Source organism: Simplicispira sp. GW247-4R2A (assembly GCF_059424465.1).
Map to the genome: position 1 here is coordinate 1 of NZ_JBWKZM010000029.1, position 25,578 is coordinate 25,578.

Genomic DNA, 25,578 nt, shown 5'->3' on the forward strand with positions numbered 1-25,578 from the left:
GTTCGAAGAATTTTTTCTTCTCACCTCACTCAACATCCACCAACTTCACCCGCCGCACCACCGCATCCAGCAAACCCCTCTCGGGGCTTACTTGCCGTCAGCAGCGCAGCCTTGCATTGTAGTACGGGTTTTGACTCGAAGGCAAGGCCCAGTTAAAAAATTTTAATCTCCTTGCTTACAGAACTCCTTGAACAACCCAACCTATGCCGTTGCCGATAATCGGGGCACATGGCACTCATCACTCTATCCAATGCACAGCTCGCTTTCGGGCATGTCGCCCTGCTAGACCACGCAGATTTTTCCTTAGAGCCTAGCGAACGCGTAGGACTTATCGGACGCAACGGAGCAGGGAAGTCTTCGCTTCTAAGAATCCTTGAAGGCACTCGCCCACCCGACGATGGCACACGGCAAGTGCAGCGGGGAGTGCGACTGGCGTTTGTTGCGCAGGAGCCCGTGCTTGAGGCGAATGGCACGGTGTTCTCGTGTGTTTCAGAGGGGCTGTCGCCTGTAATCGCACTACGCGAACGCTATTTTTCTGGGGCACAAGACGACGACCTTGATGCGCTGCAAACACAAATCGAAGCCCAAGAAGGCTGGACCTGGGAGCAGCGCGTTGCGGAGACCCTGGAACGCCTGCACTTGGATGGCTCAGCACGTGTCGGCGATCTCTCAGGCGGGAAGAAGAAACGCGTGGCGCTAGCCCAGGCTCTGGTAACTCGGCCTGACATCCTTCTGCTGGATGAGCCAACTAACCACCTTGATCTTGACTCCATCGAATGGCTTGAAGAGTTGCTGCGCGACTTCAAAGGCAGCATCGTCACTATCACGCACGACCGCACATTCCTGGATCGCGTAGCAACACGCATTGTTGAGCTTGATCGGGGGCGGCTGTTGTCCTATCCTGGAAATTTTGCTCGGTATTTGGAGCAAAAACAGGAGCAGATGACCCAGGAACGCATCATCGAAGCAAAGGCCGAACGGCTGCTGGCACAGGAGGAAATTTGGATTCGCAAGGGCGTGGAAGCCCGTCGGACTCGAAGTCAAAGTCGGATTTCCCGCCTTGAGATGCTGCGCAAAGACCGTGCGACACGTCGTGATGCGATGGATGCGGTCAAGCTTGATATTTCCTCGGGAGCTCAAAGCGGCAAGCTGGTTGCAGAATTGGCGAATGTCTGCAAGAGCTACGGTGAGACGCAGATAGTGTCCGGCTTCAGCGCGACGATTCTGCGTGGTGACAAAGTTGGACTAATTGGTCCGAACGGAGCAGGGAAGACCACGCTCCTAAAGCTCATTTTGGGAGAGATAGCGCCTGACAGCGGGTCAGTGCGGCAGGGCTCCAAGATACAGGTGGCTTATTTCGATCAGATGCGCGAGGGAGTCGACCTCGATGCGACTCTGGAGGATTTCATCAGCCCCGGAAGTGAGTGGATTGAAATAGGACGGGAGCGCAAACATGTAAAGAGCTATCTGGGTGATTTCCTTTTTGCGCCCGCGCGGGCGCGCTCTCCAGTGCGCTCACTGTCGGGCGGGGAGCGCAACCGGCTGTTTCTGGCGCGCCTTTTCGCACGCCCCGCCAATGTTCTTGTGCTCGATGAGCCGACCAATGATCTGGATATCGAGACACTCGACCTGCTTGAGGAGTTGCTACAAAACTACGACGGCACTGTTTTTCTGGTGAGTCATGACCGCAGCTTTCTCGACAACGTCGTGACGAGCACCATCGCATTTGAAGGTGACGGAGTGTGGCGCGGGTATGAAGGCGGGGTGCGCGACTGGCTCTTGCAATCGGCCCGCGCACGTGAACTGGCCACGCCACGCACCAAGATCATGAAAGAGCAAGCCGACAAAAATCCAAAAGAAATGGCGCCCTATCGCTCAACCAGCGACGAGAAACCGCTATCAAAAAAGAAGTTGAGTTACAAAGATCAACGCGAATTGGATGGTTTGCCTCAACAAATCGCTGCACTAGAAACAGAGCAGCGGGGCCTACAGGCGGCACTTGCAGATGGCGCTCTCTACCAGACCGATAGCGCACGGGCCATTGCACTTCAAATAAGAGAGGCAGAAATTGAGACCGCTTTGATGGCTGCATTGGAACGCTGGGAAGCGTTGTCGGCGTGACGCCAGCAGCCTGCCTCAAATGCGGTGGAGCACACGATCCGCACCGCTACGCAGGCGCGCGACCAGTGCAGGCGCAATTGCCTGAAGAGGTAGCACCTCATCAGCGGCGCCATGTGCAATAGCCTCCCGTGGCATGCCGAATACGACACAACTTGCCTCGTCCTGCACAAAGTTATAACTCCCCGCATCCTTCATTTCACGCATGGCTACTGCACCATCTGCTCCCATTCCGGTCAACATAATCGCCAGTGCGTTGCGGCCCACAAAGGCCGCACCAGATTTGAACAGCACCTCAACCGAAGGTTTATGGCGATTGACCGGCACACCATCGTCCACCACGGCAATGTAATTCGCGCCGCTGCGTCCAACATGAAACTGCGTACCCCCAGGGGCTACATAGGCATGGCCCGGCAATAACCGCTCTCCGTTTGTAGCCTCTTTCACCCGAATTTGGCAAAGGCTATTGAGGCGTGCCGCAAAACTCGTCGTGAAACCTGCAGGCATGTGCTGCGTGATAACGATTGCTGGCGAATCAGGAGGCATATGCACCAATATTTCCTTGATGGCCTCGGTGCCGCCCGTGGATGCACCAATGAATACAATTTTTTCGGTAGACAATCGCCCGAGAAGCGCCGTTGGTGCCTCCACACTTCCCGAACGTGCAGTGTCGCTAACAGAAGGGGTTTGTTGCGAAAGGCGTCTCACCCTGGCTACCGCTGCCACGCGAATCTTGTCAACGATTTGTTGAGATAGATCGCTTAGACCATTGGCCACGCCTATACGCGGTTTAGCGACAAAATCCACGGCGCCCAACTCTAACGCCTTCATTGTGACCTCAGCACCACGCTCTGTGAGCGTGGAAATCATCACCACAGGCGTCGGGCGCAAGCGCATTAGCCGCCCCAGGAAATCGATGCCGTCCATGCGGGGCATTTCGACATCCAGCGTGATGACATCGGGGTCATGCTCCCGAATTAGTTCCCGTGCGATCAGGGGATCGTTGGCTGTCGCCACGCATTCCATATCGGGCTGGCGGTTAATGATCTCCGACAGCAAACTGCGCACCAAGGCTGAATCGTCTACTACTACGACGCGAATTTTCTTACCCATTTTCGGACTGCTCCGTCAGAAAAGATCTACTGAGCCGCCCGACGTCACCCGCGCAACAGTCTGCGCATTTCCGCCCTTCTCTTGCGCAACCAAATCCTCCGGATGAGCATGCGCGAGTCGCTTGACCATGGCTTTTCCTGTAACCGGAAAAAAACAAACCTTGCGAGGATAAATATCCAACACATCTTCTGATACCACAGGAATTCGCTCAGTCTGTAGATAGTTAACAACAAAGGCCGTATTTCTCTCGCCAACATTCATGGTCGTGAAACTATGCATCACCTGCGCACCGCCAAATATTTTAGCCTGCATCGTTTCTCGCCGCGCTCCTAACTTAAGCATTTCATTAATTAAAAGCTCCATCGCGTAAGAGCCATAGCGCCCTGACACATCCAGTGAATCACCATCAGGCAACATAAAATGGTTCATTCCTCCCACGCGCATTCGACTATCCCAGATACATGCAGCAATGCAAGATCCAAGAACCGTCATGATCACAAGATTCTCATTCGCCACGAAATATTCGCCTGGAAGCACCTTGACGGCGTTATATTGAAAATGATTATCAAAATAAAAGAACGAAGCTAGCCCAGGTCTTTTGAGTCTAGATTTAAGTTCATCCAACGAAGAATCAGGTGCAGCGACGTGATTGTTCCCATAAATTTCCGGTGCCAAGGGAGCAATGCGTGGGGCACGGCGTCGCTCAGATGGTGCGGCTGCCGCTGGAAGGGAGTTCACCGCAGCAATGGAAATAGGTTTTTGGGAGATCATGCGAATCGGAATATTGCTTGATATGCAGGTTGCTTATCGACGCTCATACACGGTTTTCCCTCGCAAGGAAAAAAGATCACGTGATTCGCTGAAATTCTCGGCATGCCCCACAAAAAGCATGCCACCAGGCTTGAGAACGCGGTGAATCCGTTCCAGGACGCGGCGCTGTGTGGGAGCGTCAAAATAAATCATGACATTGCGACAGAACACCACATCAAACGGATCACGAAATGGCCAGTCATCCCGAATTAGATTTACACTTATGAAATCAATAGCTCGCGAAAGTTCTGATTTGACGCGCACCAACCCTGAATTTTCTCCTTTTCCCCGGAGAAAAAATTTATGCATCCGTTCAGGCGTCAAGCCTTTGAGATTTTCCAGTCGATATACTCCTTGCGCAGCAGTCGCCAAAACTCGCGAATCTATATCGCTAGCCACAAGTCGAAACGTTGCGCTACTCCCTATGGTCTCCAATGCTGTGATTGCAATAGAATACGGCTCCTCCCCCGTAGAAGCCGCATTGCACCATACTCGCCACGCTGCGCCGGGCGGCCCAGAGCGAAGATGCTCAGCAAAAATATCAAAATGATGCTGTTCACGAAAAAAGGCAGTGAGGTTGGTAGTTAGTGCATTGATAAATTCCTGCCACTCCGCGCCATCGTGTTGCTCAAGCCAACCCAAGTAATCGTGGAAGCTGTTATGTCCGGTTTCCCGAAGACGCCGGGAAAGGCGGCTATAAACCATGGCATGTTTGCCATCATGGAGACTAATCCCTGCCCGCTGATAAATGAGGGCTTGTACCCTGGTAAAATCTGCATCTGTCCAGACAAATTCACGCCCTTGCTTCAACGGGCCTGTCGCAGAAGAAGTTTCACCCACGAGCGACTTCATTTGGCCGTCTTCCTGCAGATTTTCATTACTCCACCAATAAAATCTAAGCTGCTTTGGTTATCAGGAAAATTTTTATGCTAGGGCTCATTAATCAACCAATCAATCCACCGCCGCCACCAATCCCATATCTACATTTGACATTAATTTTTCTATATCAAGAAGAATTAACATTCTGTCATTTACAGATCCCAAACCAAAAATACAGGCGCTATCAATCGCACTCTCTATATCTGGCGCAGATTGAATATTATCAGGAGCAATCTCCATCACATCACTAACAGAATCCACCACAATACCAACAATTCTATTACGCAGATTAAGAATAATCACAACCGTAAAATCATCATATTTTACAAGCTTACAATTAAATCTAATCCGCATATCGACTATGGGCACTATAGTGCCGCGTAGATTAACCACCCCCTTAATAAACTCCGGGGAGTGGGCAATTCTAGTTGGCGACTCATACCCCCGTATCTCTTGAACCTTGAGAATATCTATTCCATACTCTTCATTTTCAAGACGAAAAGTGAGATATTCGCGAGATCCAGAGGACACAGCAGCATTATTTTTTTCATTTACATTCATTGCAATTTCTCCCTTTCAAAGCTGCCGGGATGGTTTATGTATTCAATGGCGGGCACGGCGCACCATGCTACTGGTATCTAGAATCAAAGCTACTTTTCCATCCCCCAATATGGTCGCACCAGATACATTAGGAACTTTCCGATAGTTGGACTCAAGATTTTTTACTACCACTTGATGTTGCCCAAGAAGCTCGTCCACTAACAGGGCGATTCGACTCCCATCAGACTCCACGACAACCATAATATCACTAGATTTTCCAGATCCATTTCTTGGGATTTGAAATATTTTCTCCATAGCAATCACTGGCATATATTCTTCACGCACTTTTACAAGTCGAGAGCCTTGTGCCACGGTGCTAACTTCTTCGGTATTGACCTGAAAGGATTCAACTACCGACGACAATGGAAGAATATAGACCTCATTACCAACACCGACGGACATACCGTCCATAATGGCCAATGTCAAGGGCAGTCGTACGGATACCCGCATCCCGTACCCTTCGGACGAATCCACTTCCACACTGCCGTTAAGCGCTGCGATGTTTCGTTTCACCACATCGAGCCCCACGCCACGGCCCGACACATCGGTGACCACCTCTGCCGTCGAAAATCCTGGGGCAAAAATAAGCTGCCAGACCTCGGCATCGGTCAATTGATCCGACACATCCATACCTCGCTCTCGCGCCTTTCGCAGGATTTTTTCGCGAGACAGGCCCCGGCCATCGTCCTTCACCTCAATGACGATGGACCCGCCTTGGTGCGACGCAGAAAGAGTAATGGTGCCGTGCTCTGGCTTACCTTTTGCCAGACGATCCGCGGGCATCTCAATTCCGTGATCCCCGCTGTTGCGCACCAAGTGCGTCAACGGATCGGTAATTTTCTCCACGAGGCCCTTGTCGAGCTCTGTGGCCTCACCAAACGTAACGAGATCCACCTTCTTGCCCAGCTTGTTGGCGAGGTCACGCAGCATGCGCGGGAACCTGCTGAACACAATGGACATCGGAATCATCCGGATGGACATTACCGATTCCTGCAGGTCGCGCGTGTTCCTGTCGAGATCGGCCAAGCCTGCGAGGAGCTGCTGGTACACCGCAGCATCCAGGTCGCGACTGTTTTGCGCCAGCATCGCCTGCGTAATCACCAACTCTCCCACCAAGTTGATTAATTGATCGACTTTATTGACTGCGACACGAATGGTGCTGGACTCCACATGCGCCTGGGTGCCGGCTTTGGCCTCAGAAACCTTGGAAGACACAGCCTTGTTTACGGCGAGAGTACCGCCATCAGTTACCGCCGCCTGCACCGTGATGGGCAGCGGGGCTGTGCCTGGGGAGCCTGGAGCATCGGGAAAAAAGCCATACGGTATCTCGCCGGAAGGTGACGTTGAGAGCGCAAGATCGGGCGCGAGCGTGGTTATGACGACCTGCTCCTTGGCGACGTGAAATGCGAAAAGATCAAGCAGATCTCCGTCACTGGCACTGGTTGTGACCTGGAAGGACCGTATGGATGGATCTTCTGCAACACCATCCGCAATGGAGCCCAGTCCTGGAATATCCCGAAAAAGCTCCTTGATAACATCGGCGCTGCTGGCTTCTTCTAACGGCCCTATTCGAATCAGAAGTTGCCGTTCTCCGGAAGCCCCTTCCGATGAAGGTTGTGCGGATGCCTGTGCTACCAATTGAGGGGCCGCAACAGAGGTGCGCACGTCTGGCATCTGTGACGGCAATCTCGTTGGTACATCGGGAATACCTCCAGACGCCAACTCGGCAATTCGCCGCACCAAATCTGCTGTCGATGGCGCCTCGCCCTGCTCTCCTGTTTGGTGCCGCGAAAGAAGGCTGCGTGATGCATCTGCAGACTCCAGTAAAACGTCAACCATTTGGGGCACAGGGGTCAATTCATGGCGCCGCAACTTATCCAGAAGCGACTCCATGTGATGCGTAAGCTCCGCTACATCGGCAAACCCGAAGGTGGCAGCCCCTCCTTTGATCGAATGGGCGCAGCGGAAAATACCGTTGAGCTCCTCGTCATCCGCGTTCTCGAGCGAAAGATCAAGCAGGATCTGCTCCATCTGATCCAGGTTTTCACCCGCTTCTTCAAAAAAAATTTGATAAAACTGGGTCAGATCGAAATCTGCACCGCCGCCTTCTTGATGCAGTTCAGCCATGGATCGCTCCTGATGATCGAAACGTACGTTGGTTTTTCTTCACGGCATCACCTTTCGGATCACTTCTATCAGGCGATTGGGATCGAATGGCTTGACCAGCCAACCGGTGGCTCCTGCTGACCGTCCTGCCTGTTTCATTTGATCACTTGATTCAGTTGTGAGAATCAAAATAGGCACGGTCTTGAATTTTGGGTGTTCGCGAAGTTTTCGGGTCAAGCCTATGCCATCAAGGCGTGGCATATTTTGATCAGCCAATACCAAATCAATGTCATGGGTTTGTGCTTTCTCGTAAGCATCCTGCCCGTCAACCGCCTCAACCACATGGTAGCCAGCACCGGAGAGAGTAAAGGCCACCATCTTCCGCATGGACGGTGAGTCATCAACGGCAAGAATCGATTGCATGTAAGTGCTCCAACGAACGGGATTAAATAAAACTGTAGCGATTGTGTGGCTTAGAACAGGTCAACCGAGCCAGCATCCATTTCGCTTTGCGTAACCGGATTGGGGCGATCAGGCGCCATATCGGCAAATGAAGCAGCTTCTTCACCTTCTTCAGTCCCCATGGCTTCTGCAGCCAACTGAAAAGCACAGGCCTGCAAAACCTTCGTGGTGTGCCAGATGAGTTGCGACGCCATGTCTTGAAATTGCAGTTCTACCACCGCACTGCGCAAGGCGTTTTGCACGATCTGGAGTTCCGGAGAGTTCTGGACCAGTGATCCACTGAGAGATTCATTGGCCTCGCCAAAACGCTCCAACAAATTGTCAGCGGCATGGCTGAGTAGCCCTTCAAGGCGATGCAGGTCATGCATGACGACAAGCAAGGAATCCTGCAAGTCAGCAGCAACCATCACCGGCAAATGCACCTCCGGACCCTTGGTCGACTCTGAAACTGGTGGCACAAGGTCATCCTCCATCGTGAACGACATGACGTCTAAATCCATTGACACGCCATCACACTCGCATCAAGTTGGTGATTGCCAACAACATCTATATTGGAGGCGAGAAGACGCGCTTCCCCAACCGGGCAACCACGCTTGTTTGTTCCAATTTGTATCCTATGATAGCTTGCTTATGGCGTCTGTCGAACACACGTTGCCGCTACGCATCCTTCATCTTGAAGACTCGCTGGCAGACCATCGCCTCACCGTCCTGGCTCTGCGCGAAAGTGGCATGTCTGTCGAGATGCACCATGTGGACATCTTGGCTGATTTTTTGACCGCTATGGCAAACATGTCGTTTGATGCCATCCTTGCCGACTACCAGCTTGCCGGCTTCACTGCGCTCGATGCATGGCGATTTGTGGCAGACAAACCACTGTCTCCCCCCTTCATTCTGCTGTCGGGCGCCATTGGTGAAGCCGCTGCGGTCGATGCAATCCGATTAGGAATCGCGGACTATGTGTTGAAGGATCAACTCTTTCGACTTCCGCATGTAATTTCCCGCGCATGTGAAGTGCACCATGCACGAACACAACGTGAGCTGGCCGCTCAAGAATTGGCCCAGTCACAGAAGAACTTGGCCCAGCTCACAGAACATCTTCAAGATTCCATTGAAGAAGAGCGCGCCGCCATCGCCCGTGAGATTCACGACGATATTGGCGGAGCCCTAACCGCGATACGCTTTGACCTCGCCTGGATTGAGCGCCACGCACAAGATGGCAGCGTGACCAGCCATGCACATGCGGCCACGGAGATGCTGCAGCATGCACTTGGCGCGAGTCAGCGCATCATGAAAAATCTCCGCCCACCTGTCCTCGACCAGGGCCTGGCAGCAGCTCTCGAATGGTTGGCACGGGATTTCGAACACCGCACGGGCATCCCCGTGAATTTGTCATCCAGCCTGCGCAATGCTGAACTGGCTGCGCACTTGCAGCTCGTTGCCTACCGTACTGCACAGGAAGCGCTTACCAATATTTCAAAGCATGCTGCTGCCGCTGCTGTCGACATTGACCTCTCCGATGCCGAAAACGTACTCACATTGGAAGTGAGCGACAACGGACAGGGCATGGACACAGAAGCGCGCAACAAGCAACAAAGCTTTGGCCTTATCGGCCTCAGCGAGAGAGCCAAAACCGCAGGTGGATGGCTCGACATTAGCAGTCGCCCTGGCCGTGGAACATCTGTCATCCTTTCCGTGCCTCTTAACCAAGACACTGCCTATGATCCACGTTGTGCTTTGTGATGACCATGCCTTGGTCCGCCGCGGAATTCGTGATACTTTAGAAGAAGCGGTGGATATCAAAATAAGCGGCGAAGCCGGGAGCTATTCTGAACTACGGGAAGTGCTGCGATCCACACCCTGTGATGTCCTATTGCTCGACCTGAACATGCCTGGTCGCAGCGGCTTGGAGGTGCTGAGTTCGCTGCGCGAAACCCATCCACGCATCAAGGTTCTAGTGGTCTCTATGAACCCGGCGGACCAGTATGCCGTACGGTGCCTGCGCGCGGGAGCGCAAGGCTATGCAAGCAAGGCCGCCGACCCTCTTGTTTTGATTGATGCCGTACATTTGATCGCGCAGGGACGTAAATACCTGACTTCTGAGGTGGCGCAAATGCTCGCTGAAAGCATTTCCGAGCCCGCCCAAGTGGCAGGGCATGCTGCATTGTCGGAACGCGAACTACAGACATTGTTGAAGATCGCGTCTGGAAGGCGCCTGTCCGAAATTGCCGAAGAACTGATGCTCAGCCCCAAGACTGTCAGCGTGTACCGGGCGCGAGTGCTTGAAAAACTCAAACTCTCCAACAACGCAGAGTTGACCGTGTATGCCATCCGCAATGGTTTGGTTTAACGATACGGCTTGCCTGCGCAGCAGTTCTTATCCAATCCGCTTCAGCGCTGGACAATGAACAAGTCCATGGCCTGCTGCATGAGTGTCAGCATCGGCTGCTCAAGCAGCGGCAAAGTTGCCGTGATACCTAGAAGGCCTACGGTGAGTGTCACGGGGAAGCCCACAGCGTAGATGTTCATTTGGGGCGCAACGCGAGAAATGATACCCAGCGTCAGATTCACAAAAAGCAGAAGCGCAACCATTGGCAACGCAATCCACAAGGCGCTCGAGAACAACGAAGTCCCTAGTTCGTAGAGTCGCATTTGTCCGATGGCCACCAAAAAATGACTTCCTACGGGAAACCGGTCGAAGCTCTTGACTACCGCCATCAGCACCATCAGATGGCCATTGATCACGACGAAGAACAGCGTCGCCATATTGCCAAAGAATCGCGCCACCGCACTCACCTGGGTGTTGCTCGCCGGATCGAAGAAAGATGCGAAGTTAAGCCCCATCTGGAGCCCAATCACTTCACCGGCAAGCTCAACTGAGGCAAATACCAAGCGCACGGCGAACCCGATGGCAAGTCCAATCAACACTTGCTGCGCCACGACACCAAGCGCATCAGAACCATTGAACGGAACCTGGGGTTGGTCTTGCAGCATCGCCTGGGCACAAAGTGCCACAAAAAAAGCAAGACCAATGCGCACGCGTACGGGGATGACGCGCATCGAAAACACCGGAGAAACAGAAAATAAGGCCAGCACACGCAGAAACGGCCAAAGAATTGGCGACATCCAGGCCACGATCTGGGCTTCAGAAAACGTGATCATGGCCGTTGGGTCGCTCAGCCAACGACCGATGGAATAGATTCAATAGTGCGTCGGATGAAATCCACCAAGGTGCTCACCATCCATGGGCCAGCAAAGACAAACACAGCCACTGCTGCGACCAATTTGGGGACGAAGGCAAGTGTCGCCTCATGAATCTGGGTGACCGCCTGAAAAATACTCACAAGGAGACCCACCGCCATGACCACACCGAGCACCGGCATGGCAATCATCAATAACAACATCAAAGCATCGTGGCCAACGGTCAACACAAATTGCGGGGTCATACGCCTACCTCCCTATCTTCCAGAGAAAGAAAACCGAAACACTCCAAGTGCGTGTCATAGAGCGCTCCTCGAAGGTTGTGTCAGGTGACAAAGCTCGCCGCGAGCGAGCCGATCAGAAGGTTCCATCCATCTGCCAACACGAACAACATCAACTTGAAGGGAAGCGCCACCAGCACAGGGGACAGCATCATCATTCCGAGAGACATCAAGATGCTGGAGACCACCATGTCAATCACCAGGAAGGGAATGAAAATCATGAATCCGATCTGGAACGCCGACTTGAGCTCGCTCGTGACAAACGCAGGCACCAGAACACGCAGCGGAGCCGTCTCTGCCGTAACGGATGCGTCAAGCCGCGCCAGATGCGCAAACAAGGCAAAGTCGGACTGGCGAGTTTGTTTGAGCATGAATTGGCGCATGGGGGCCTCTGCCTTAGCTGCGGCCTCCTCGAACCCTATGGCATTGGTGGTGTAGGGAATGTAGGCATCCTCATAGACGCGATCAAGCGTCGGTCCCATGACAAACATGGTGAGAAACAGCGACAGCCCTATGATCACTTGGTTGGGTGGCGCAGACTGCGTCCCGATAGCCTGGCGCAATAGGGACAGTACGATCACAATGCGCGTGAAGCCCGTCATCATCAACAAGATGGCCGGCAAAAACGACAACGCGGTAAAGAACAGCAGCGTCTGAATCGGAACCGAATAGCTGGCCCCCGATGGCCCAGAACCAATCAACAGAGGCAAGGAAGCGTTTGTCTGTGCAAAGACAACGCCGTGCCCCAATAAACTGCCCAGCAGGACGAGCGGCGCGGCGGCTGGACGCGCCCTTAACACCGCTCTTGTTTTAACCACGTCCCACGTCCTTCTCATCGGTGGGCGCTGGTTCTCGCGAATGCAAAGGTCCGACCGCTGACGCATTCGCCATGGCGTTTGAAAATGAACCAATCCCAGCACCGGGATCGGCGCGCGAAACCTGCGTGTACAGACAACAGATGCTCTGCGGCGTTACGCCCAGAATTAAGGTCGTGCGGTCCCCATCACCGCCCATTTCCACAGTAACAACACGCTGATGTGGTCCAACTGCTATGGCAGAGAGCACACGTGGAGGCGGGACAGAAGACCCAGCGAGGCGACCTTGGCGCTGCCGCACCCGACGCACCAGCCAGGGAAGCGAGGCAATGCCCAACACAAACACAATCACGAGTAACAGGGTTTGCGTCATCCCTGGCCTCGGCTGACCCGGCGCAGGCGCTCGGAAGGCGTCACCACATCGGTGAGGCGGATACCGAACTTGTCGTTCACCACGACGACTTCCCCCTGCGCAATCAGGTATCCGTTGACCAGCACATCCATGGGTTCACCAGCCAAGGCATCAAGCTCCACGACCGAGCCCTGAGCAAGCTGCAAAATATATTTAATAGGCACCTTGGTGCGACCAAGTTCCACCGACAGCTGCACGGGAATGTCGAGCACCATGTTGATGTCGTTCGCCGGCGCATCGTTGGAGGCAGAAAATGGCCTGGTGGCCTCACCACTCAGCGGCCCGCCCTGCTCTGGGTCTGGGCTCGAAGCCGAAGACTTCTGCTCTTCCAGTGCCTCGGCCCAGCCGGCAAACGGATCGCCTGCGTCTTCACCCGCTCCGGCAGAGCCATCGCCTGTCTTGTCGTTTTCAGTTGACATTTTTGTCCCCCATCCAATTTTGGTCGGCGCTGCGTAAACACTGCTCAATACGGATGGCGTACTTGGAATTGTGTGTACCGTACTGGCACTCAAATACCGGAACACCACCTATCGAGGCACGAATGCGGGGCTCACGATCAAGTTCAATGAAATCGCCCGGCTTCATCGCGAGCAACTGCTCCACGGTTGCATCGGCACGCGCCAGTTCGGCCACAAGCGTCACTTCGGCCGCCTGAATCTCACGCGTGAGCACGCGCACCCAGCGGCGGTCCACCTCGATGGAATCGCCCTGCGTGGACGAATACAGTACATCGCGAATCGGCTCCAGCGTGGCATAGGGCATGCAAATATGAATCGCCCCAGAGAGATCACCAATTTCAAGCTGGAAGGCCGTCGACACCACAATCTCGCTAGGGGTTGCAATATTGGCAAACTGAGGCTGCATTTCTGACCGTTGGTACTCCAGTTCCAGAGGATAGATGCCCTGCCATGCCTTTTTGTATTCCGAGCAGATGACATCCACCAACCGGTTGATGATGCGCTGCTCAGTAGGCGAAAAATCACGGCCTTCGATACGCGTCTGGAACTTTCCAACACCCCCAAACAGCGTATCAATGATGCCGAACACCAACGACGGCTCGCAGACAATCAGCCCACTTCCACGCAAGGGGCGAATCGCCACGATGTTGAAGTTGGTCGGCACCGCCAATTCGCGCAGAAACGCACTGTAGCGCTGCACGGCCACCATACCAACGGAAATTTCTGGACTGCGGCGGATGAAATTGAACAAGCCAATCCGAAAATTGCGTGCGAAGCGCTCGTTGACGATTTCCATCGTCGGCATGCGCCCGCGCACGATCCGCTCCTGGCTCGAAATATCGTAGTTCCGAACCTCACCAGCCTCGAAAATTTCCTGTTCGGTTTTTTGGCTCTCCCCGGTTACGCCTTCGAGCAGGGCGTCGACTTCTTCCTGAGACAGGAACGATTCGCTCATCGGATACCCCCTGCTCCTATTGAATGATGAAGCCAGAGAACAGGACCCGGTGGACCGGATTCTCCTGCCCCCCCGCTTTGCCCTTGTCTTTGCTCTTATTCTCGGCGCGGTGCCCAGCAGTAGGCTTCGCAGCGGTCACCCCGACAGGAGCATCCGGCACAGAAAACCCGAGTGGACGCGAGACTTCGCGCAGGATGTCATGCGCTAGCTTGTCTTTCCCCTCGCGACTCAAAAGCTCGTCTGAGGTTTTCTGGGAAATCAGCAGCAGCACACTACTGCGTATGCTGGGCATGAACTGCTTGATAAGTTCTGCTGTCTTGGCATCAGCAAGCTCCAGCGTGATACCGACCTGCGCGAACCGCTCCCCCCCCGGATCCGCCAAATTTACTACCATGGTGTCTATGGGAAGAAATGTTGGTGCAGATGCAGGCTCCTTGGCCACCGCCTCAACGTCATCCCCGTTTTCATCCACCGCATGGCGCTGCGACACCACATAGGCCACTCCAGCCCCGGCAAACAGCAGCAACACCACCACGACCGCCACGATGATGAGCAGCTTTTTGCTAAGCCGCTTCTTTGCAGGCTTCTTCTCTGTTTCGACGGCAGTTGACACTTTCAAATATTCCTTGGAACGGCAAATGGGCGTCAAAGCCCTCTCGAGTTCAATGCAAATCAGGAGCAAGCGCGCTGACAAAGTGCAGGTCATCGAGCAAGCACAGCCTGCAAAGATTTTTCTTGCGAAGGCAGGCGACTACATAGAAGCCATTATTGGCGGCCAGCCAAGCCATGATACCGAGATAAGGCCCGGAAACGGGCCACAGTCCCCCGAGTCAGGGTATTTGAGTTTGCGACGGGTGCGCAGCCAACCAATGGCGCATCAAAAATCCCTCAGTTGCAGGGGCCCAATACATCAGGCGATGTGAATGAATACAGCATGGCGGAAAGGACCACAGAGCCCCTTCCGGTCAAGGCGAGGGAGAGGGGTTCGCTCACCCCTTCTCAGACATACAGATCGACCGAGCTGCTTGTCAACGTCCGGCGCACCGCTTGCGCCGGCTTGTCTACGACGGCCAGCACGTTCGTTGTAGGGGCGCCAAACGGCGCGCTCCTTCCTCCCTGATCCCCTGTTTGCCCAGATGCGCCTGCATCCACGGTAGCACCCGACAACACCAGCCCCTCCCCGCGCAACAGCTCGCGCAACTGCTCCATTTTGTCCGTGAGCAGTTCACGTGTCTGAGCCTGATCGCTATGAAATGCCACATGCGCCTCATTACCTGCTAGCGACACACGCACATCGACCGGCTGGCCCGCATGCTCCACCGTCAACTCTGCGTTCTTGAGACTCTCACTCAACCAATACGTGACCTGCTCTGCAACAGCGTCCTCAGGCGATGCCGCCATTCCGTCTGCAATTCCATGCCCAAGGTCGGTCAAGACAGACCCCCCAGACTCTGCCCACGCTTGGCCCACCGTAGTGGCGCCAAAACCCGAATGTTCGCTTCCAGGTAACTCCGTACGATCCCGGTAGAAATCGGATGTGGATGCTCCTGCATCTATCGGCAGCGGCGTCGCTGCAACAAGGCCAGCGACATCGCTAACCGAGCCAGCGCCTTTTTCAGCCGCTTTTTGTGAAGTCGCTTGCAACTGGCCGCTCTCTGACAACGCACGAGGGTCCATGTGAGTTCCCAGAAGCCCAGCACCCGCCCCTTGCGCTCCAGTTTGCGTCAAACCAGCCGCTTGCGGAAATGTCCGCAATGGGCCGGACAGTGCAGCACTAGCACTAGCACTGGTGGCAGGGGACGCAAGCGAAGGGCGGTGTCTTGATACATTTGCTGCGCCGATCTTGGTTGACGCGACCGAAGCGTCCATGCGACTGGTCTGCGCCACCACTCCCCCACCAGCGCCCAGTCCTCCAGACGGAAGCGCAAGGGTGAGGGGCATGGCGGCATCTTGAGCCGATACCGACGCTCCCTGCTCTGGTAGCGCCGCCTGGCTCTTGCCTTTCAACGCGGGGCGACCACCCACCACAGCACCGTTGGAAGCTGCAGGAATTTCTGGCAGCAACGCTCCATCGCCAGTCGTTCCAAGCGGCACATCTTGTGCGGCGACAGATGCAACGTCACCACCCTGGCGGCCTTGTGCACCCAGTTGTGAAATAACCTCGGCAGTGTCAGCGTCAACAGCCCCCTTATCAGCGCCTCGCTTGGTGGCGGCACGGGCTGTCGCAGTGACGGGATTCGTGCTGCTCGAACCCACTGCGATGGCCTTGATGCCACCGCCGGCAATACCCTGGTGCGTTACGGGTTTGACCGAGCCCGTGCCGGCGACTTGCACATTCTCGGTTTGCTCAGCCGCCGCAGGGCCCCCCAATACCTTCGTTGCGCCATCGGTCGGCGCAGCCCCTGCGTCCAGAGCTGAATTTAGCGATCCAGTACCTTCTTTGGGCTCCTCGGGAGAAGCCGGGGCGTCCAGGTTCACGCTTGATTGCGCTCCCAAACCGGAAAGCAGCGCAGAAAAAGCACCAGAAGTCTGTTCGGTTTCGGCACCCGGTTTTTGCCGCACGGCATGCGCTCCGTCAGCAGACTTAGAAGGGCCAAGGCGAATGCTGTCCATGATGATGGTCTCCGATATCTTTAGGCTTGGTGCACGTTCAGGCGCAGCTGCAATGCCAACTGGGCACGCTCATCGGTCTGCTTCTGTTCGTGCCGTTGTTCTGCCAGCGCCCATTCGCGCTGCCGCTTAGCTACCAACTTCTTAAGCGTAGCCAAGCGCAATTCCGCTGCCAGCAAAGTGCTCTCGCCATCGGCAACGCGACGCGCATGGTCTTCAAGCACTTTGGTCTGCATCTCCATCGCATGCTCCAGCCGCCCCATGAAATGCCGATGGTGAAACAGTACTTCCGGCATCACATGCGCACCGGAACGCATCCCCCAGCGGGACTCAGTTTCCCTGGCATATACCTGCAACTGCTCCATTTGCTCTTCAGCGGCAGCAGCACTGGCGCGCGCGTCCTGCAAGGCATGGCGAGCACCATCACGCTGCCTTGCGGTCATTTCGACAGCAATCTGCAACGTGCTTTTTTTTACGTTCATGGTGCCGGTCACTCAAAAACATCGGCCATTGCTGCAACGCTCTGCTCCAGCGGCGCCGCTTCAAACATGTTTTGCTGCAAGAACGCCTCCATGGCAGGTTGCAGCCGAATGGCTTCATCAAGCCCAGGGTCGGAGCCGCTCATATACGCGCCAACCTGCACCAAGTCACGGCTTTTCTGGTAGCGCGAGTACACGGCACGAAACCGGCGCGCCAGCTCAAAATGCTGTTGGCCGATCACATTGTGCATAACGCGAGACGCGGATTGCTCGATGTCGATGGCCGGAAAATGCCCCGTCTCGGCCAAGGCGCGCGAGAGAACGATGTGCCCATCCAGAATGGCGCGCGCCGCGTCGGCTATGGGGTCCTGCTGGTCATCCCCCTCGGAAAGCACGGTATAGAAGGCCGTGATGGACCCCACGCCATGCAAACCGTTGCCGCTTCGTTCAACCAATTGCGGTAGCTTGGCAAAACACGATGGTGGGTAGCCTTTGGTGGCCGGTGGCTCACCAATCGCCAAGGCAATTTCGCGCTGCGCCATCGCATAGCGGGTGAGTGAATCCATCAGCAGCAGCACATGCTTGCCTTTGTCTCTGAAGTGCTCGGCAACCGCTGTCGCGTACGCTGCACCCTGCATGCGCAGCAGCGGGGGCGCATCGGCCGGTGCGGCTACAACCACGGCGCGCCCGCGATCTTGTGCGCCCAGAATGTCTTCGACAAATTCCTTCACTTCGCGCCCACGCTCACCAATCAGGCCCACCACAATGACATCGGCGGCGGTGTAGCGCGCCATCATGCCCAGCAGCACGCTCTTGCCCACGCCCGAGCCGGCAAACAGCCCCAGGCGCTGGCCTCGGCCGACCGTGAGCAAGGCGTTGATGGCGCGCACGCCTGTGTCCAGCGGATCGCGCACCGGGTCACGGTCCATGGCATTGATCAGGCGCCGGTCCATAGGGTCGGCCGAAACCTGCTGCAGCGGGCCACCGTGGTCGAGCGGCAAGCCTTGGGCATCGACCACGCGGCCAAGCAGTCCATCGCCCATGGGCAGGCGCAGCACGCCGATTCTCTGCACCGGCCGTGCCACCTCGAACAAACGCAGCGGCGCCACGTAGGGCGCCGCCGGCACCACACGGGCGCCGCTCGACAAGCCCTGGGTATCACCCGCTGGCATTAAAAAGGCGCGTTCGCCGGAAAAACCCACCACCTCTGCCAGCGTGCGCTCCTCCCCGTTTTCCACAAAACACTGCGAACCCACCGGCACGCGAATGCCGCTGGCCTCCAGCACCAGGCCGGCCAGGCGCGTCAAGGTACCGCGAGTCTCCAGCGCCGGTGCATCGGCGGTGCGCCGGCGCGCCTGATCCAGAAAGGCGCTCCAGGCCGAGCTGACTTCAGTCGGCTGCATGGTCTGCCTCCTCGCGCCAAGGCATATCAATCCCCAAAGGTGCGAGCGCACGCTGCCAGCGTCTTTCAAGTTGTCCGTCAATTACAGCGCCTGCCTGCTCCACGAGACAGCCACCGGGCGCCACGCTGGCATCGGCAATCCATTGAATGGCAGCAGCCGAAAACTCTGTTTTCAATGCCGACCCCAATGCCTGCGCGTCGATGGGATGCAGGCGCACAGCAATGGGCCGCCCATCAGCCACCAGGCTTCCCAAGGCTTCGGCGATAACGGGCTGCAAGGCCGCGCGGTCGCTCTGCAGTTCCCGTCGCACCACATGCCGGGCAATCTCGCAGGCAAGTTCAAGCACCCCCTGCGCCACGTTTTGCTGCGCGGCTGCCAGTCCCTGTTCAAATGCAGCCGCCAAACTGGCAAGTTGCTGCGCGGCAATAACGCCCTGGCCAGCGACATAGTCGTCGAGCCGGTGCTGCCATTCCAACGCCGCTTGCTCGACTCCCTGGGCGTGTCCCAGGGCAAAAGCTTCATCCCGAATGTGCTGCTCGGCTGCCGCTTGCGCTGCTTCATCAACGGCTGGGGGCAGTTCGGGCACCTCGCTCTGCTCCTCCGGGGCAGCATCAGCGCCGACAGCGCTGAACCGCCACTGCATGACATCCCCCACCTCCTCGCGTGGGATAAAGCGCGCATACGCGCTGCTCTTAGATGAAGGCTTCGTCACCTGCGCCTCCCAGCACGATCTGTCCTTCATCGGACAGACGGCGCACCGTCTTGAGGATCTCCTTTTGCTGCGCTTCCACTTCGGACAGGCGCATCGGTCCACGTGTTTCGAGGTCTTCGCGCAGTGCCTCGGCCGCACGTGAGGACATGTTGGAGAGGAACTTCTCGCGCAGTTCGGGCGCTGCGCCCTTGAGTGCGACCACCAAAGTCTCGGACGCCACCTCCTTGAGGACCGTCTGAATCGACTTGTCGTCAAGCTTCATGACATCGTCGAACACGAACATCTTGTCCATGATCTTCTGTGCCAGGTCAGGGTCGTGGGCGCGGATGTTCTCCAGCACCACCCCTTCGGTGTTGCTGCCCAGCAAGTTAATGATTTCGGCTGCCGCCTTGACACCACCAAGCGAGCTTTTGCGCACCTTGTCGCCCCCAGCGAGCACCTTGAACAGCACCTCGTTAAGGTCCTTGAGTGCCGTGGGCTGGATACCTTCGAGCGTGGCCACGCGCAGCAGTACCTCGCTGCGCTGGCGGTCGCCGAACTGCATCAGCACGCCTGCGGCGTGGTCGTAGTCCAGATGCACCAGAATGGCAGCGATGATCTGCGGGTGCTCATTGCGCAGCAGTTCCGCGACCGACAAAGGGTCCATCCACTTGAGGCTCTCAATGCCCGAGACATCCCCCCCTTGCAAAATCCGGTCGATCAGCAGAGAGGCCTTGTCGTCCCCAAGGGCACGCTTGAGCACCGCACGGACATAGTTGCTTGTGTCGGACACCAACAGGCTCTGGGCCGCAGCCGCACCGGAAAACTTGTTGATGACCTCGTCCAGTCGCTCACGCGAAACATTGCGCATGCGCGCTATGGTTTCGCCCAGCTTTTGCACCTCTTTGGGCGACAAGTGCTTAAACACTTCCGCCGCCTCTTCCTCCCCCAGCGACATGAGGAAGATAGCAGCGTCGTTCAGGCCTTGTTCGTCCATGGTAGGTGCATCGTAGCGGGCTTGCGGTCAGGCTGCGTCGCCATTGACCCAACTCTTGATGATATGGGCGACGGCCATCGGATTCTCACGTGTCAGCACGCGGGCATCTTCAAGGCGCAGTTGCTCCTCGGTGGGGGGCGCAGGAGTTGCTGTTCTGGAGGGTGGGGGCAGCGCCGGACGCTGCGGCGCTTCCGCCTCCAGGGCGTCAAGCGTGCCGCCCGCAGCCTTGCTGCGGGCAGGTGCCCCGGAAGCCAAATTCTTGAACGCGGGCCGCACCAGGCCCAGCAGCACCAGAGCACCAAACAAGAACAGTCCCACGGGCCAGGCAAAGCTACGGGCCAGGTCCAATGTTTCAGGCTGCTTCCACAGGGGGGTCTGCTCTACCGCTTGCGTCTCTACCTGGAAAGGCGCGTTCATCAGGTTCACGGAGTCGCCACGTTCCTTGTTGAATCCAATGGATTCCCGAACCAGTGCGGTCATGCGCTCGAGTTGCTCGGCGGACAGCGCCTTGGTCACCGTCTTGCCCCTTTCCTGGCTGCTTTGGTAATTGACGACCACCGCAGCGCTCAGGCGCTTGACGGTGCCGCGTCCAGCGCGCGTCACCTTGACCGTCTTGTCCACCTCGTAGTTGGTGGTGGACTCACGCTTGCGCGTGCCCGACTCGTTCGCTTGCTGCTGGCCTGCGGCCGTGGGCGCAGGGTTGGCGCCGTTGATGGGCGCAGCGGACGGGCCCGGCGGCTGGTTGGCCACGGCGCCTGCCGCACCGGTTGCCGTGGTACTGGTATTGCCGCTGGTCTCCATGACCTGCTGGCTGCGAATGGCACTCGCGTCAGGCGCCTGGTTCGGCCGAAACTGCTCGGCAGTCGATTCGGTCTGGCTGAAATCGACGTCGGCCGTCACCTGCGCCTTGACGTTGTTGCGGCCCACGATGGGCTCGAGCATCTCCATGACGCGGCGCGTGTACTGCTGCTCAATCTGCTGCACGTACTGCAACTGCTGGGCGTCAAATTCGCCGCTCTGCGCCCCGTCCGGTGTGCTGGAAAGCAGTTTGCCCGTATCGTCGAGCACGCTCACGGCGGACGGCGCCAGTTCGGGCACGCTGGAAGCCACGAGGTGCACGATACCGGCCAGCTGCGCCCGGTCCAGCACACGGCCGGGGTAGAGGCTGATCAAGACCGAGGCGGATGGTTTTTGCTGCTCACGGAAAAACCCGTTCTGGTTGGGCAGCGCCAGATGCACGCGAGCGCTCTGCACAGAAGAGAGCGACTGGATGGAGCGCGTCAACTCGCCTTCAAGCCCGCGCTGGAAATTGAGCCGCTCCTGGAACTGCGTCATGCCAAAGCGGCTGTTATCCATCAACTCAAAGCCCGTGATCGAGCCCTTGGGCAAACCCTGCGTGGCCAGGCGCAGACGCACGTCGTGCACGCGATCGCTCGGAATCATGATCGCGCCGCCCCCCTCGGAATACTTGTACGGTACGTTCATCTGCGTGAGCTGCGCGACGATAGCGCCGCCATCCTTATCGCTCAGGTTGGCGAACAGCACACGGTAGTCGGCTTGGCGCCCATACAGCACAGCAGCAATCAGAACGCCCACGAGCAGCACCGCCCCAACCGCCAGGCGCATACGCTGGGCCCTGTCCATCGCGGACAGGCGCTGCAGCCAGACGGGGCTTGACGGCTGCTTTGCAGAATCGACAGGAAGAACTGCGGACATCGGTGTTTCCAGGTTCGCACGCCAAGGTGGGGCGCTGCGTGGGCCGATTATTGGGCAGCAGCCCTGCGGCGTTCACCCGATAAGGCGCTGCTTTCGCCATCTTTTCCTGCACACAGGTATTGGGGACGGCACTAGGATTGCGCCATCCCTTCTCTCGCCCTCATGGACTTCTCTCACCGGACTTCGCTATGGACATGCGCATCACCAGCTCACTCGCCCCGCTCACCGGCGCGGGCCAAGCGCGCCGCCCAGCAGCTGCGCAGAACAGCGGCAGCGAAGTCGGTTTTGCCGGCGCACTCAAGGGTGCGCTGCAATCGGTAAGCGCCGCACAAAACCATTCCACCGATCTGCAGACCCAGGTTCAACTGGAAAACCCGGCGGTAAGCCTGGAGGAAACCATGGTGGCCATTCAGAAAGCGCAAATCGGCTTTCAGGCCACCTTGAACGTGCGCAACCGCATGGTGCAGGCCTATACCGACATCATGAACATGCAGGTGTAAGGCCCGCCAGAGCCAGGCGGTGCTCCAATAGACAAGATGCTCCTTTTATAGGAGCTATCAGCGCTTTATACATAAGCGCTAGAGGCATTTTTTGCTCAATATTTATCGGCATCCTGCGCTGCCCACGTCAGGCGCAGGCATTGGCGCAGACGTTATCCAATTTCATAGCTACCAGCGCTTACCAGATAAGCGCTGAAGCCTGATTCGAGCACTATTTTTCTCTTCAATGCATGACCTGCGGCTGGCCCTCGAACAGGTGTTCGAATTGCGCCAGCCACGGCTCGGCGAGGGTGCGGATCTGTGCGTCGTTGCGCAGGATGCGCTGCATGATCACCGTTTTTTCCTTGCGGTACTCAGGCATCAAGTCATGCTCCTGCGCCTTGTAACGCAGCTCTTCGATTAGCACGGCGCAAGCGCCTTCGTACCGCACCACACCCTCCCAGTCGCTGGCCTGCGCGGCTTCCAGCATCTTGCGACTGCTGTCTTCAATGGCCTTGTAGTAGTCGATCAGCACGGCAGACATCGCTCAGGCCCTCCCTGCAGGTGCGGCAGCAATTTGGTTCCAGCCGTCGGCCACGGGAGTGATCAACTTCAAGACCTCTTCCACAGCGGTCACGTCGCCGCGCATATTCGCCTGCGTCAGGCGGGCCACGCAATAGTCGTACAAAGCCCCCAGATTGGCAGCCAATTCGCCACCACGCGCCGGGTCCAGCCCGCCCTTGAGGCCTTCGTCCAAAATTCGCACGGCCATTCCAATCTGGCGGCCCTTTTCGGGGATGTCGCCACGCGCCATCGCGCCGCGCGCCGCATTCAGCGACTGAACCAAGCCGTCAAACAGCATCTTGATCAGCACGTGCGGGGAGGCGCCTTCGATTCCAGACTGAACACCAACTTGCCGGTAAGCGCTAGTGGCCCGGGAATGAACGGGGGTGTACATCGACGACTCCTTGATTTGCTTCTTGTTATTCATATCGACAATCGCATCGGAAACTCAAGCAAATTCAGGGGAAAGAGAGATACTTATTTTTGCACCCTTTGGTGCCATCGATTGCATGCGCATATCCTGCGCCATCCCAGCGCATACAACGGAGAAAGGCATCAATTCAGTTGGTCGATTGCTTATTCCACATCGCCACCTGCTGGGTGATGTAAGTGTTGAGCGCAGTTAACTGACTCAAGTTGCTATCGAGCCGGCTGTACTGTGCGAGCAATTGGGTTTGGTGCTGGTCAGCGCGGGTGTTCACGGTAGTCTGCTCGTCAGAATTGCGCTTCACTGCATCCTGGAGCGATTTGGTCTTCGTGGTAAATATGCCGCTAGGGTCTAGCAAACCGGAGGCGAAATCATTGATGCGCGTCGCCAAGCCATCAGACGCCGTACCCGTATTGTCAGCCGCAAAAAAGGTCTTGAGAGCATCCGGATTGGTCATGGCTGCATTCAACTTAGTGTCGTCGGCTTTTAGCGTGCCATCCGTCTGGAACTGCACCCCAATATCAGAGAGCCGACTAAAAGCCCCACCGCCCGGCCCTAAGCTGCCAACCAGTTGCCGCAACGCCGTCTGCAGGCCCACGGCTGTTGAGTCGCCCTGCAAAGTGCCGGCTGTTTTGGTTGAAGCGTTGTACCCCGTCATGGTAGACAGCGCATTGTTGAGGGCATTGTAGGATGAAATGAATGCGGTGATATTCGCACGCGCGCTCGTTGTGTCGCGCGATACCGTCACGTTCACAGGGGCAGTTGTCACCTGGGTCGCTGTCAACGTAAGCCCGTCAATGGCATTAGAAAACGTGGTGTTGGCTGACGCCACGCTCACACCATTGATGGTGGCAAGCGTATCTTGCGCCGTTTGGGTCAGCGCCAAGCCCGCCGTCGCATTTTCCGGATCAAAAGCCAAGCGCGACAACCCGGCACCATCGATGTTGTTGCCATCGTCATCGACCGCCTGAATACGAAAGCCAGACGCTGCGCCCGTCGTACTTGAGCGCATCAAAAGCCGGTCACCCGAGGCATCGTGCAGCACTGTGGCATTGACACCAGCATTGGCCGCATTAATCTTGGCGGCCACCTTGGCCAGCGTGTCATCGGCCGCAGTGATGTTTATCGATACCTCAGATGAGGCACCAGGGGAAAATACGGCCGTCCCATCGGATGCCGAAGTGAATTCACCCTTGTCCCAGGTGCCCAGCTGGATCTTGAGCACTCCCGTACCCACGGAAGATCCCGTAGCAAACACGCCAGAGCCTGCCGATTGGGCACGCGCCAACTGACTCACTTCCATGCTGAACGAAGTGGGCGCCGCCGCAGAGGTAGCGGTGCCCACGATGGCCGACGAATTACTGGACGAAACCGCCATGGTCTCCCAGCTCGCCGCACTAGCCAAATTGGCTGCCTGGGTCTGCAGGTTGGCAATTTGCGATTGGAGCTGGCCATAGGCGGATATTTGTGAATTCAGCCCCGAGGCCTTGACCTGCAGTTGCTGCAGAGGCTGCTTGTCCAGCGCCACCAGTTGGGAGACGATGCTCTGGACATCGAGGCCGCTACCTATACCAGGGGATGAAATGCCCATGTCAATCTCCTATTACGGTCATGCAGGCTACTATCCGACAAAGCACCACGGCATGCCGGTGCGAGCCAGAATGCACGCAGTCCCAACAGGCTTATCGGCGAAGGCGTACAAAACTTGAATATGTCGCTGCAGCCTGCTAACCCTGCGGGAGCTTGCACACAGTTTGCGACAATTGGCTGGGCCACGTTCCGGGAAACGGCCCAATGTTGGTTACTGCAGGAGTTTGAGCACCGATTGCGGCAACTGGTTGGCCTGAGCCACCATGGCGGTGCCGGCCTGCTGCAGAATCTGCGAGCGGCTCAGGTTGGCCGTTTCCGCGGCAAAGTCGGCGTCCATGATGCGGCTGCGCGAAGCGGTCAGGTTCTCGTTGGTGGCCGACAGGTTGTTGATGGTCGAGCTGAAGCGGTTCTGAAT

The 25,578-nt window shown here is 56.7% G+C and carries 28 protein-coding genes; 4 read left to right on the forward strand and 24 right to left on the reverse strand.

Features of this window, described 5'->3' with window-relative positions; genetic code table 11:
- The first annotated feature begins 228 nt into the window (after nucleotides 1-228).
- Nucleotides 229-2,121, forward strand: coding sequence for an ATP-binding cassette domain-containing protein (locus tag AC07ZH_RS16790; RefSeq protein WP_495200640.1), 1,893 nt, complete (start codon nucleotides 229-231; stop codon nucleotides 2,119-2,121).
- 15 nt (nucleotides 2,122-2,136) lie between these two features.
- On the opposite strand, the gene AC07ZH_RS16795 is transcribed toward AC07ZH_RS16790, so the two are convergent.
- The 7 genes from AC07ZH_RS16795 to AC07ZH_RS16825 all read right to left on the reverse strand — a co-directional run bounded on the left by AC07ZH_RS16795 (nucleotide 2,137) and on the right by AC07ZH_RS16825 (nucleotide 8,573).
- Complete coding sequence (locus AC07ZH_RS16795) at nucleotides 2,137-3,231, reverse strand: protein-glutamate methylesterase/protein-glutamine glutaminase (RefSeq protein WP_495200641.1); 1,095 nt, start codon at nucleotides 3,229-3,231, stop codon at nucleotides 2,137-2,139.
- A 15-nt stretch (nucleotides 3,232-3,246) separates the two neighbouring features.
- Nucleotides 3,247-4,002, reverse strand: a complete 756-nt coding sequence (cheD, locus tag AC07ZH_RS16800; RefSeq protein WP_495200642.1) for a chemoreceptor glutamine deamidase CheD — start codon at nucleotides 4,000-4,002, stop codon at nucleotides 3,247-3,249.
- A 33-nt stretch (nucleotides 4,003-4,035) separates the two neighbouring features.
- Complete coding sequence (locus tag AC07ZH_RS16805; RefSeq protein WP_119110294.1) at nucleotides 4,036-4,893, reverse strand: CheR family methyltransferase; 858 nt, start codon at nucleotides 4,891-4,893, stop codon at nucleotides 4,036-4,038.
- 99 nt (nucleotides 4,894-4,992) lie between these two features.
- A complete protein-coding gene (locus tag AC07ZH_RS16810; protein WP_495200643.1) occupies nucleotides 4,993-5,481 on the reverse strand; it encodes a chemotaxis protein CheW in 489 nt (162 codons plus the stop codon).
- A 42-nt stretch (nucleotides 5,482-5,523) separates the two neighbouring features.
- Entirely contained in the window at nucleotides 5,524-7,647 is a 2,124-nt protein-coding gene (locus AC07ZH_RS16815) for a chemotaxis protein CheW (protein WP_495200644.1), read from the reverse strand.
- 39 nt (nucleotides 7,648-7,686) lie between these two features.
- On the reverse strand, nucleotides 7,687-8,049 hold the full coding sequence (locus AC07ZH_RS16820) for a response regulator (RefSeq protein WP_119110291.1): 363 nt from the start codon (nucleotides 8,047-8,049) through the stop codon (nucleotides 7,687-7,689).
- A gap of 50 nt (nucleotides 8,050-8,099) precedes the next feature.
- The gene (locus AC07ZH_RS16825; protein ID WP_245960653.1) at nucleotides 8,100-8,573 is read right to left on the reverse strand and encodes a hypothetical protein; all 474 of its coding nucleotides are present in this window, start codon (nucleotides 8,571-8,573) and stop codon (nucleotides 8,100-8,102) included.
- A 145-nt stretch (nucleotides 8,574-8,718) separates the two neighbouring features.
- Between AC07ZH_RS16825 and AC07ZH_RS16830 the strand changes: the two genes are divergently transcribed.
- Nucleotides 8,719-9,828, forward strand: a complete 1,110-nt coding sequence (locus AC07ZH_RS16830) for a hybrid sensor histidine kinase/response regulator (RefSeq protein WP_119110290.1) — start codon at nucleotides 8,719-8,721, stop codon at nucleotides 9,826-9,828.
- Complete coding sequence (locus tag AC07ZH_RS16835) at nucleotides 9,806-10,435, forward strand: response regulator (RefSeq protein WP_119110289.1); 630 nt, start codon at nucleotides 9,806-9,808, stop codon at nucleotides 10,433-10,435. The genes AC07ZH_RS16830 and AC07ZH_RS16835 overlap by 23 nt, the downstream gene beginning before the upstream one ends.
- 41 nt (nucleotides 10,436-10,476) lie before the next feature.
- Here AC07ZH_RS16835 and fliR read toward each other — a convergent pair whose 3' ends face one another.
- The 13 genes from fliR to fliF form a co-directional block, all read right to left on the reverse strand.
- Nucleotides 10,477-11,247: a flagellar biosynthetic protein FliR gene (gene fliR / locus AC07ZH_RS16840; protein ID WP_495200645.1), complete on the reverse strand. Its 771-nt coding sequence runs from the start codon at nucleotides 11,245-11,247 to the stop codon at nucleotides 10,477-10,479.
- A gap of 14 nt (nucleotides 11,248-11,261) precedes the next feature.
- Nucleotides 11,262-11,531, reverse strand: coding sequence for a flagellar biosynthesis protein FliQ (gene fliQ, locus AC07ZH_RS16845; RefSeq protein WP_119110287.1), 270 nt, complete (start codon nucleotides 11,529-11,531; stop codon nucleotides 11,262-11,264).
- Nucleotides 11,532-11,611: 80 nt separating this feature from the next.
- The gene (fliP, locus tag AC07ZH_RS16850; protein ID WP_495200646.1) at nucleotides 11,612-12,403 is read right to left on the reverse strand and encodes a flagellar type III secretion system pore protein FliP; all 792 of its coding nucleotides are present in this window, start codon (nucleotides 12,401-12,403) and stop codon (nucleotides 11,612-11,614) included.
- A complete protein-coding gene (locus tag AC07ZH_RS16855; protein WP_495200647.1) occupies nucleotides 12,378-12,755 on the reverse strand; it encodes a flagellar biosynthetic protein FliO in 378 nt (125 codons plus the stop codon). The genes fliP and AC07ZH_RS16855 overlap by 26 nt, the downstream gene beginning before the upstream one ends.
- Nucleotides 12,752-13,213 carry a flagellar motor switch protein FliN gene (fliN, locus tag AC07ZH_RS16860; protein WP_119110285.1) on the reverse strand — a complete coding sequence of 154 codons (462 nt, stop codon included), beginning with the start codon at nucleotides 13,211-13,213 and terminating at the stop codon, nucleotides 12,752-12,754. Before fliN ends, AC07ZH_RS16855 begins: the two co-directional genes overlap by 4 nt.
- Nucleotides 13,203-14,207, reverse strand: a complete 1,005-nt coding sequence (gene fliM, locus AC07ZH_RS16865; RefSeq protein ID WP_119110284.1) for a flagellar motor switch protein FliM — start codon at nucleotides 14,205-14,207, stop codon at nucleotides 13,203-13,205. The genes fliN and fliM overlap by 11 nt, the downstream gene beginning before the upstream one ends.
- 16 nt (nucleotides 14,208-14,223) lie before the next feature.
- Nucleotides 14,224-14,820 (reverse strand): flagellar basal body-associated FliL family protein, encoded by a 597-nt coding sequence (locus AC07ZH_RS16870; protein ID WP_495200648.1) that lies wholly within the window; start codon nucleotides 14,818-14,820, stop codon nucleotides 14,224-14,226.
- 386 nt (nucleotides 14,821-15,206) lie between these two features.
- Entirely contained in the window at nucleotides 15,207-16,820 is a 1,614-nt protein-coding gene (gene fliK / locus AC07ZH_RS16875; protein ID WP_495200649.1) for a flagellar hook-length control protein FliK, read from the reverse strand.
- A gap of 20 nt (nucleotides 16,821-16,840) precedes the next feature.
- A complete protein-coding gene (fliJ, locus tag AC07ZH_RS16880; protein WP_119110280.1) occupies nucleotides 16,841-17,299 on the reverse strand; it encodes a flagellar export protein FliJ in 459 nt (152 codons plus the stop codon).
- Between the two features lie 8 nt (nucleotides 17,300-17,307).
- Nucleotides 17,308-18,699: a flagellar protein export ATPase FliI gene (gene fliI / locus AC07ZH_RS16885; RefSeq protein ID WP_119110279.1), complete on the reverse strand. Its 1,392-nt coding sequence runs from the start codon at nucleotides 18,697-18,699 to the stop codon at nucleotides 17,308-17,310.
- On the reverse strand, nucleotides 18,686-19,411 hold the full coding sequence (locus tag AC07ZH_RS16890; RefSeq protein ID WP_495200650.1) for a flagellar assembly protein FliH: 726 nt from the start codon (nucleotides 19,409-19,411) through the stop codon (nucleotides 18,686-18,688). Before AC07ZH_RS16890 ends, fliI begins: the two co-directional genes overlap by 14 nt.
- On the reverse strand, nucleotides 19,392-20,387 hold the full coding sequence (fliG, locus tag AC07ZH_RS16895; RefSeq protein WP_119110277.1) for a flagellar motor switch protein FliG: 996 nt from the start codon (nucleotides 20,385-20,387) through the stop codon (nucleotides 19,392-19,394). The genes AC07ZH_RS16890 and fliG overlap by 20 nt, the downstream gene beginning before the upstream one ends.
- A gap of 27 nt (nucleotides 20,388-20,414) precedes the next feature.
- Nucleotides 20,415-22,103 carry a flagellar basal-body MS-ring/collar protein FliF gene (gene fliF / locus AC07ZH_RS16900; protein ID WP_495200651.1) on the reverse strand — a complete coding sequence of 563 codons (1,689 nt, stop codon included), beginning with the start codon at nucleotides 22,101-22,103 and terminating at the stop codon, nucleotides 20,415-20,417.
- A gap of 188 nt (nucleotides 22,104-22,291) precedes the next feature.
- Here fliF and fliE point away from each other — a divergent pair, with 188 nt between their 5' ends.
- The gene (gene fliE, locus AC07ZH_RS16905) at nucleotides 22,292-22,603 is read left to right on the forward strand and encodes a flagellar hook-basal body complex protein FliE (protein ID WP_119110275.1); all 312 of its coding nucleotides are present in this window, start codon (nucleotides 22,292-22,294) and stop codon (nucleotides 22,601-22,603) included.
- Nucleotides 22,604-22,826: 223 nt separating this feature from the next.
- On the opposite strand, the gene AC07ZH_RS16910 is transcribed toward fliE, so the two are convergent.
- The 4 genes from AC07ZH_RS16910 to AC07ZH_RS16925 all read right to left on the reverse strand — a co-directional run.
- The gene (locus AC07ZH_RS16910; protein WP_119110274.1) at nucleotides 22,827-23,126 is read right to left on the reverse strand and encodes a flagellar protein FliT; all 300 of its coding nucleotides are present in this window, start codon (nucleotides 23,124-23,126) and stop codon (nucleotides 22,827-22,829) included.
- Between the two features lie 3 nt (nucleotides 23,127-23,129).
- Entirely contained in the window at nucleotides 23,130-23,540 is a 411-nt protein-coding gene (gene fliS / locus AC07ZH_RS16915; RefSeq protein ID WP_495200673.1) for a flagellar export chaperone FliS, read from the reverse strand.
- Between the two features lie 166 nt (nucleotides 23,541-23,706).
- Nucleotides 23,707-25,164, reverse strand: a complete 1,458-nt coding sequence (gene fliD, locus AC07ZH_RS16920) for a flagellar filament capping protein FliD (protein ID WP_119110273.1) — start codon at nucleotides 25,162-25,164, stop codon at nucleotides 23,707-23,709.
- A gap of 210 nt (nucleotides 25,165-25,374) precedes the next feature.
- Nucleotides 25,375-25,578, reverse strand: a 204-nt coding sequence (locus AC07ZH_RS16925; protein ID WP_495200652.1) for a flagellin, incomplete at its 5' end; no start/stop codon positions are given.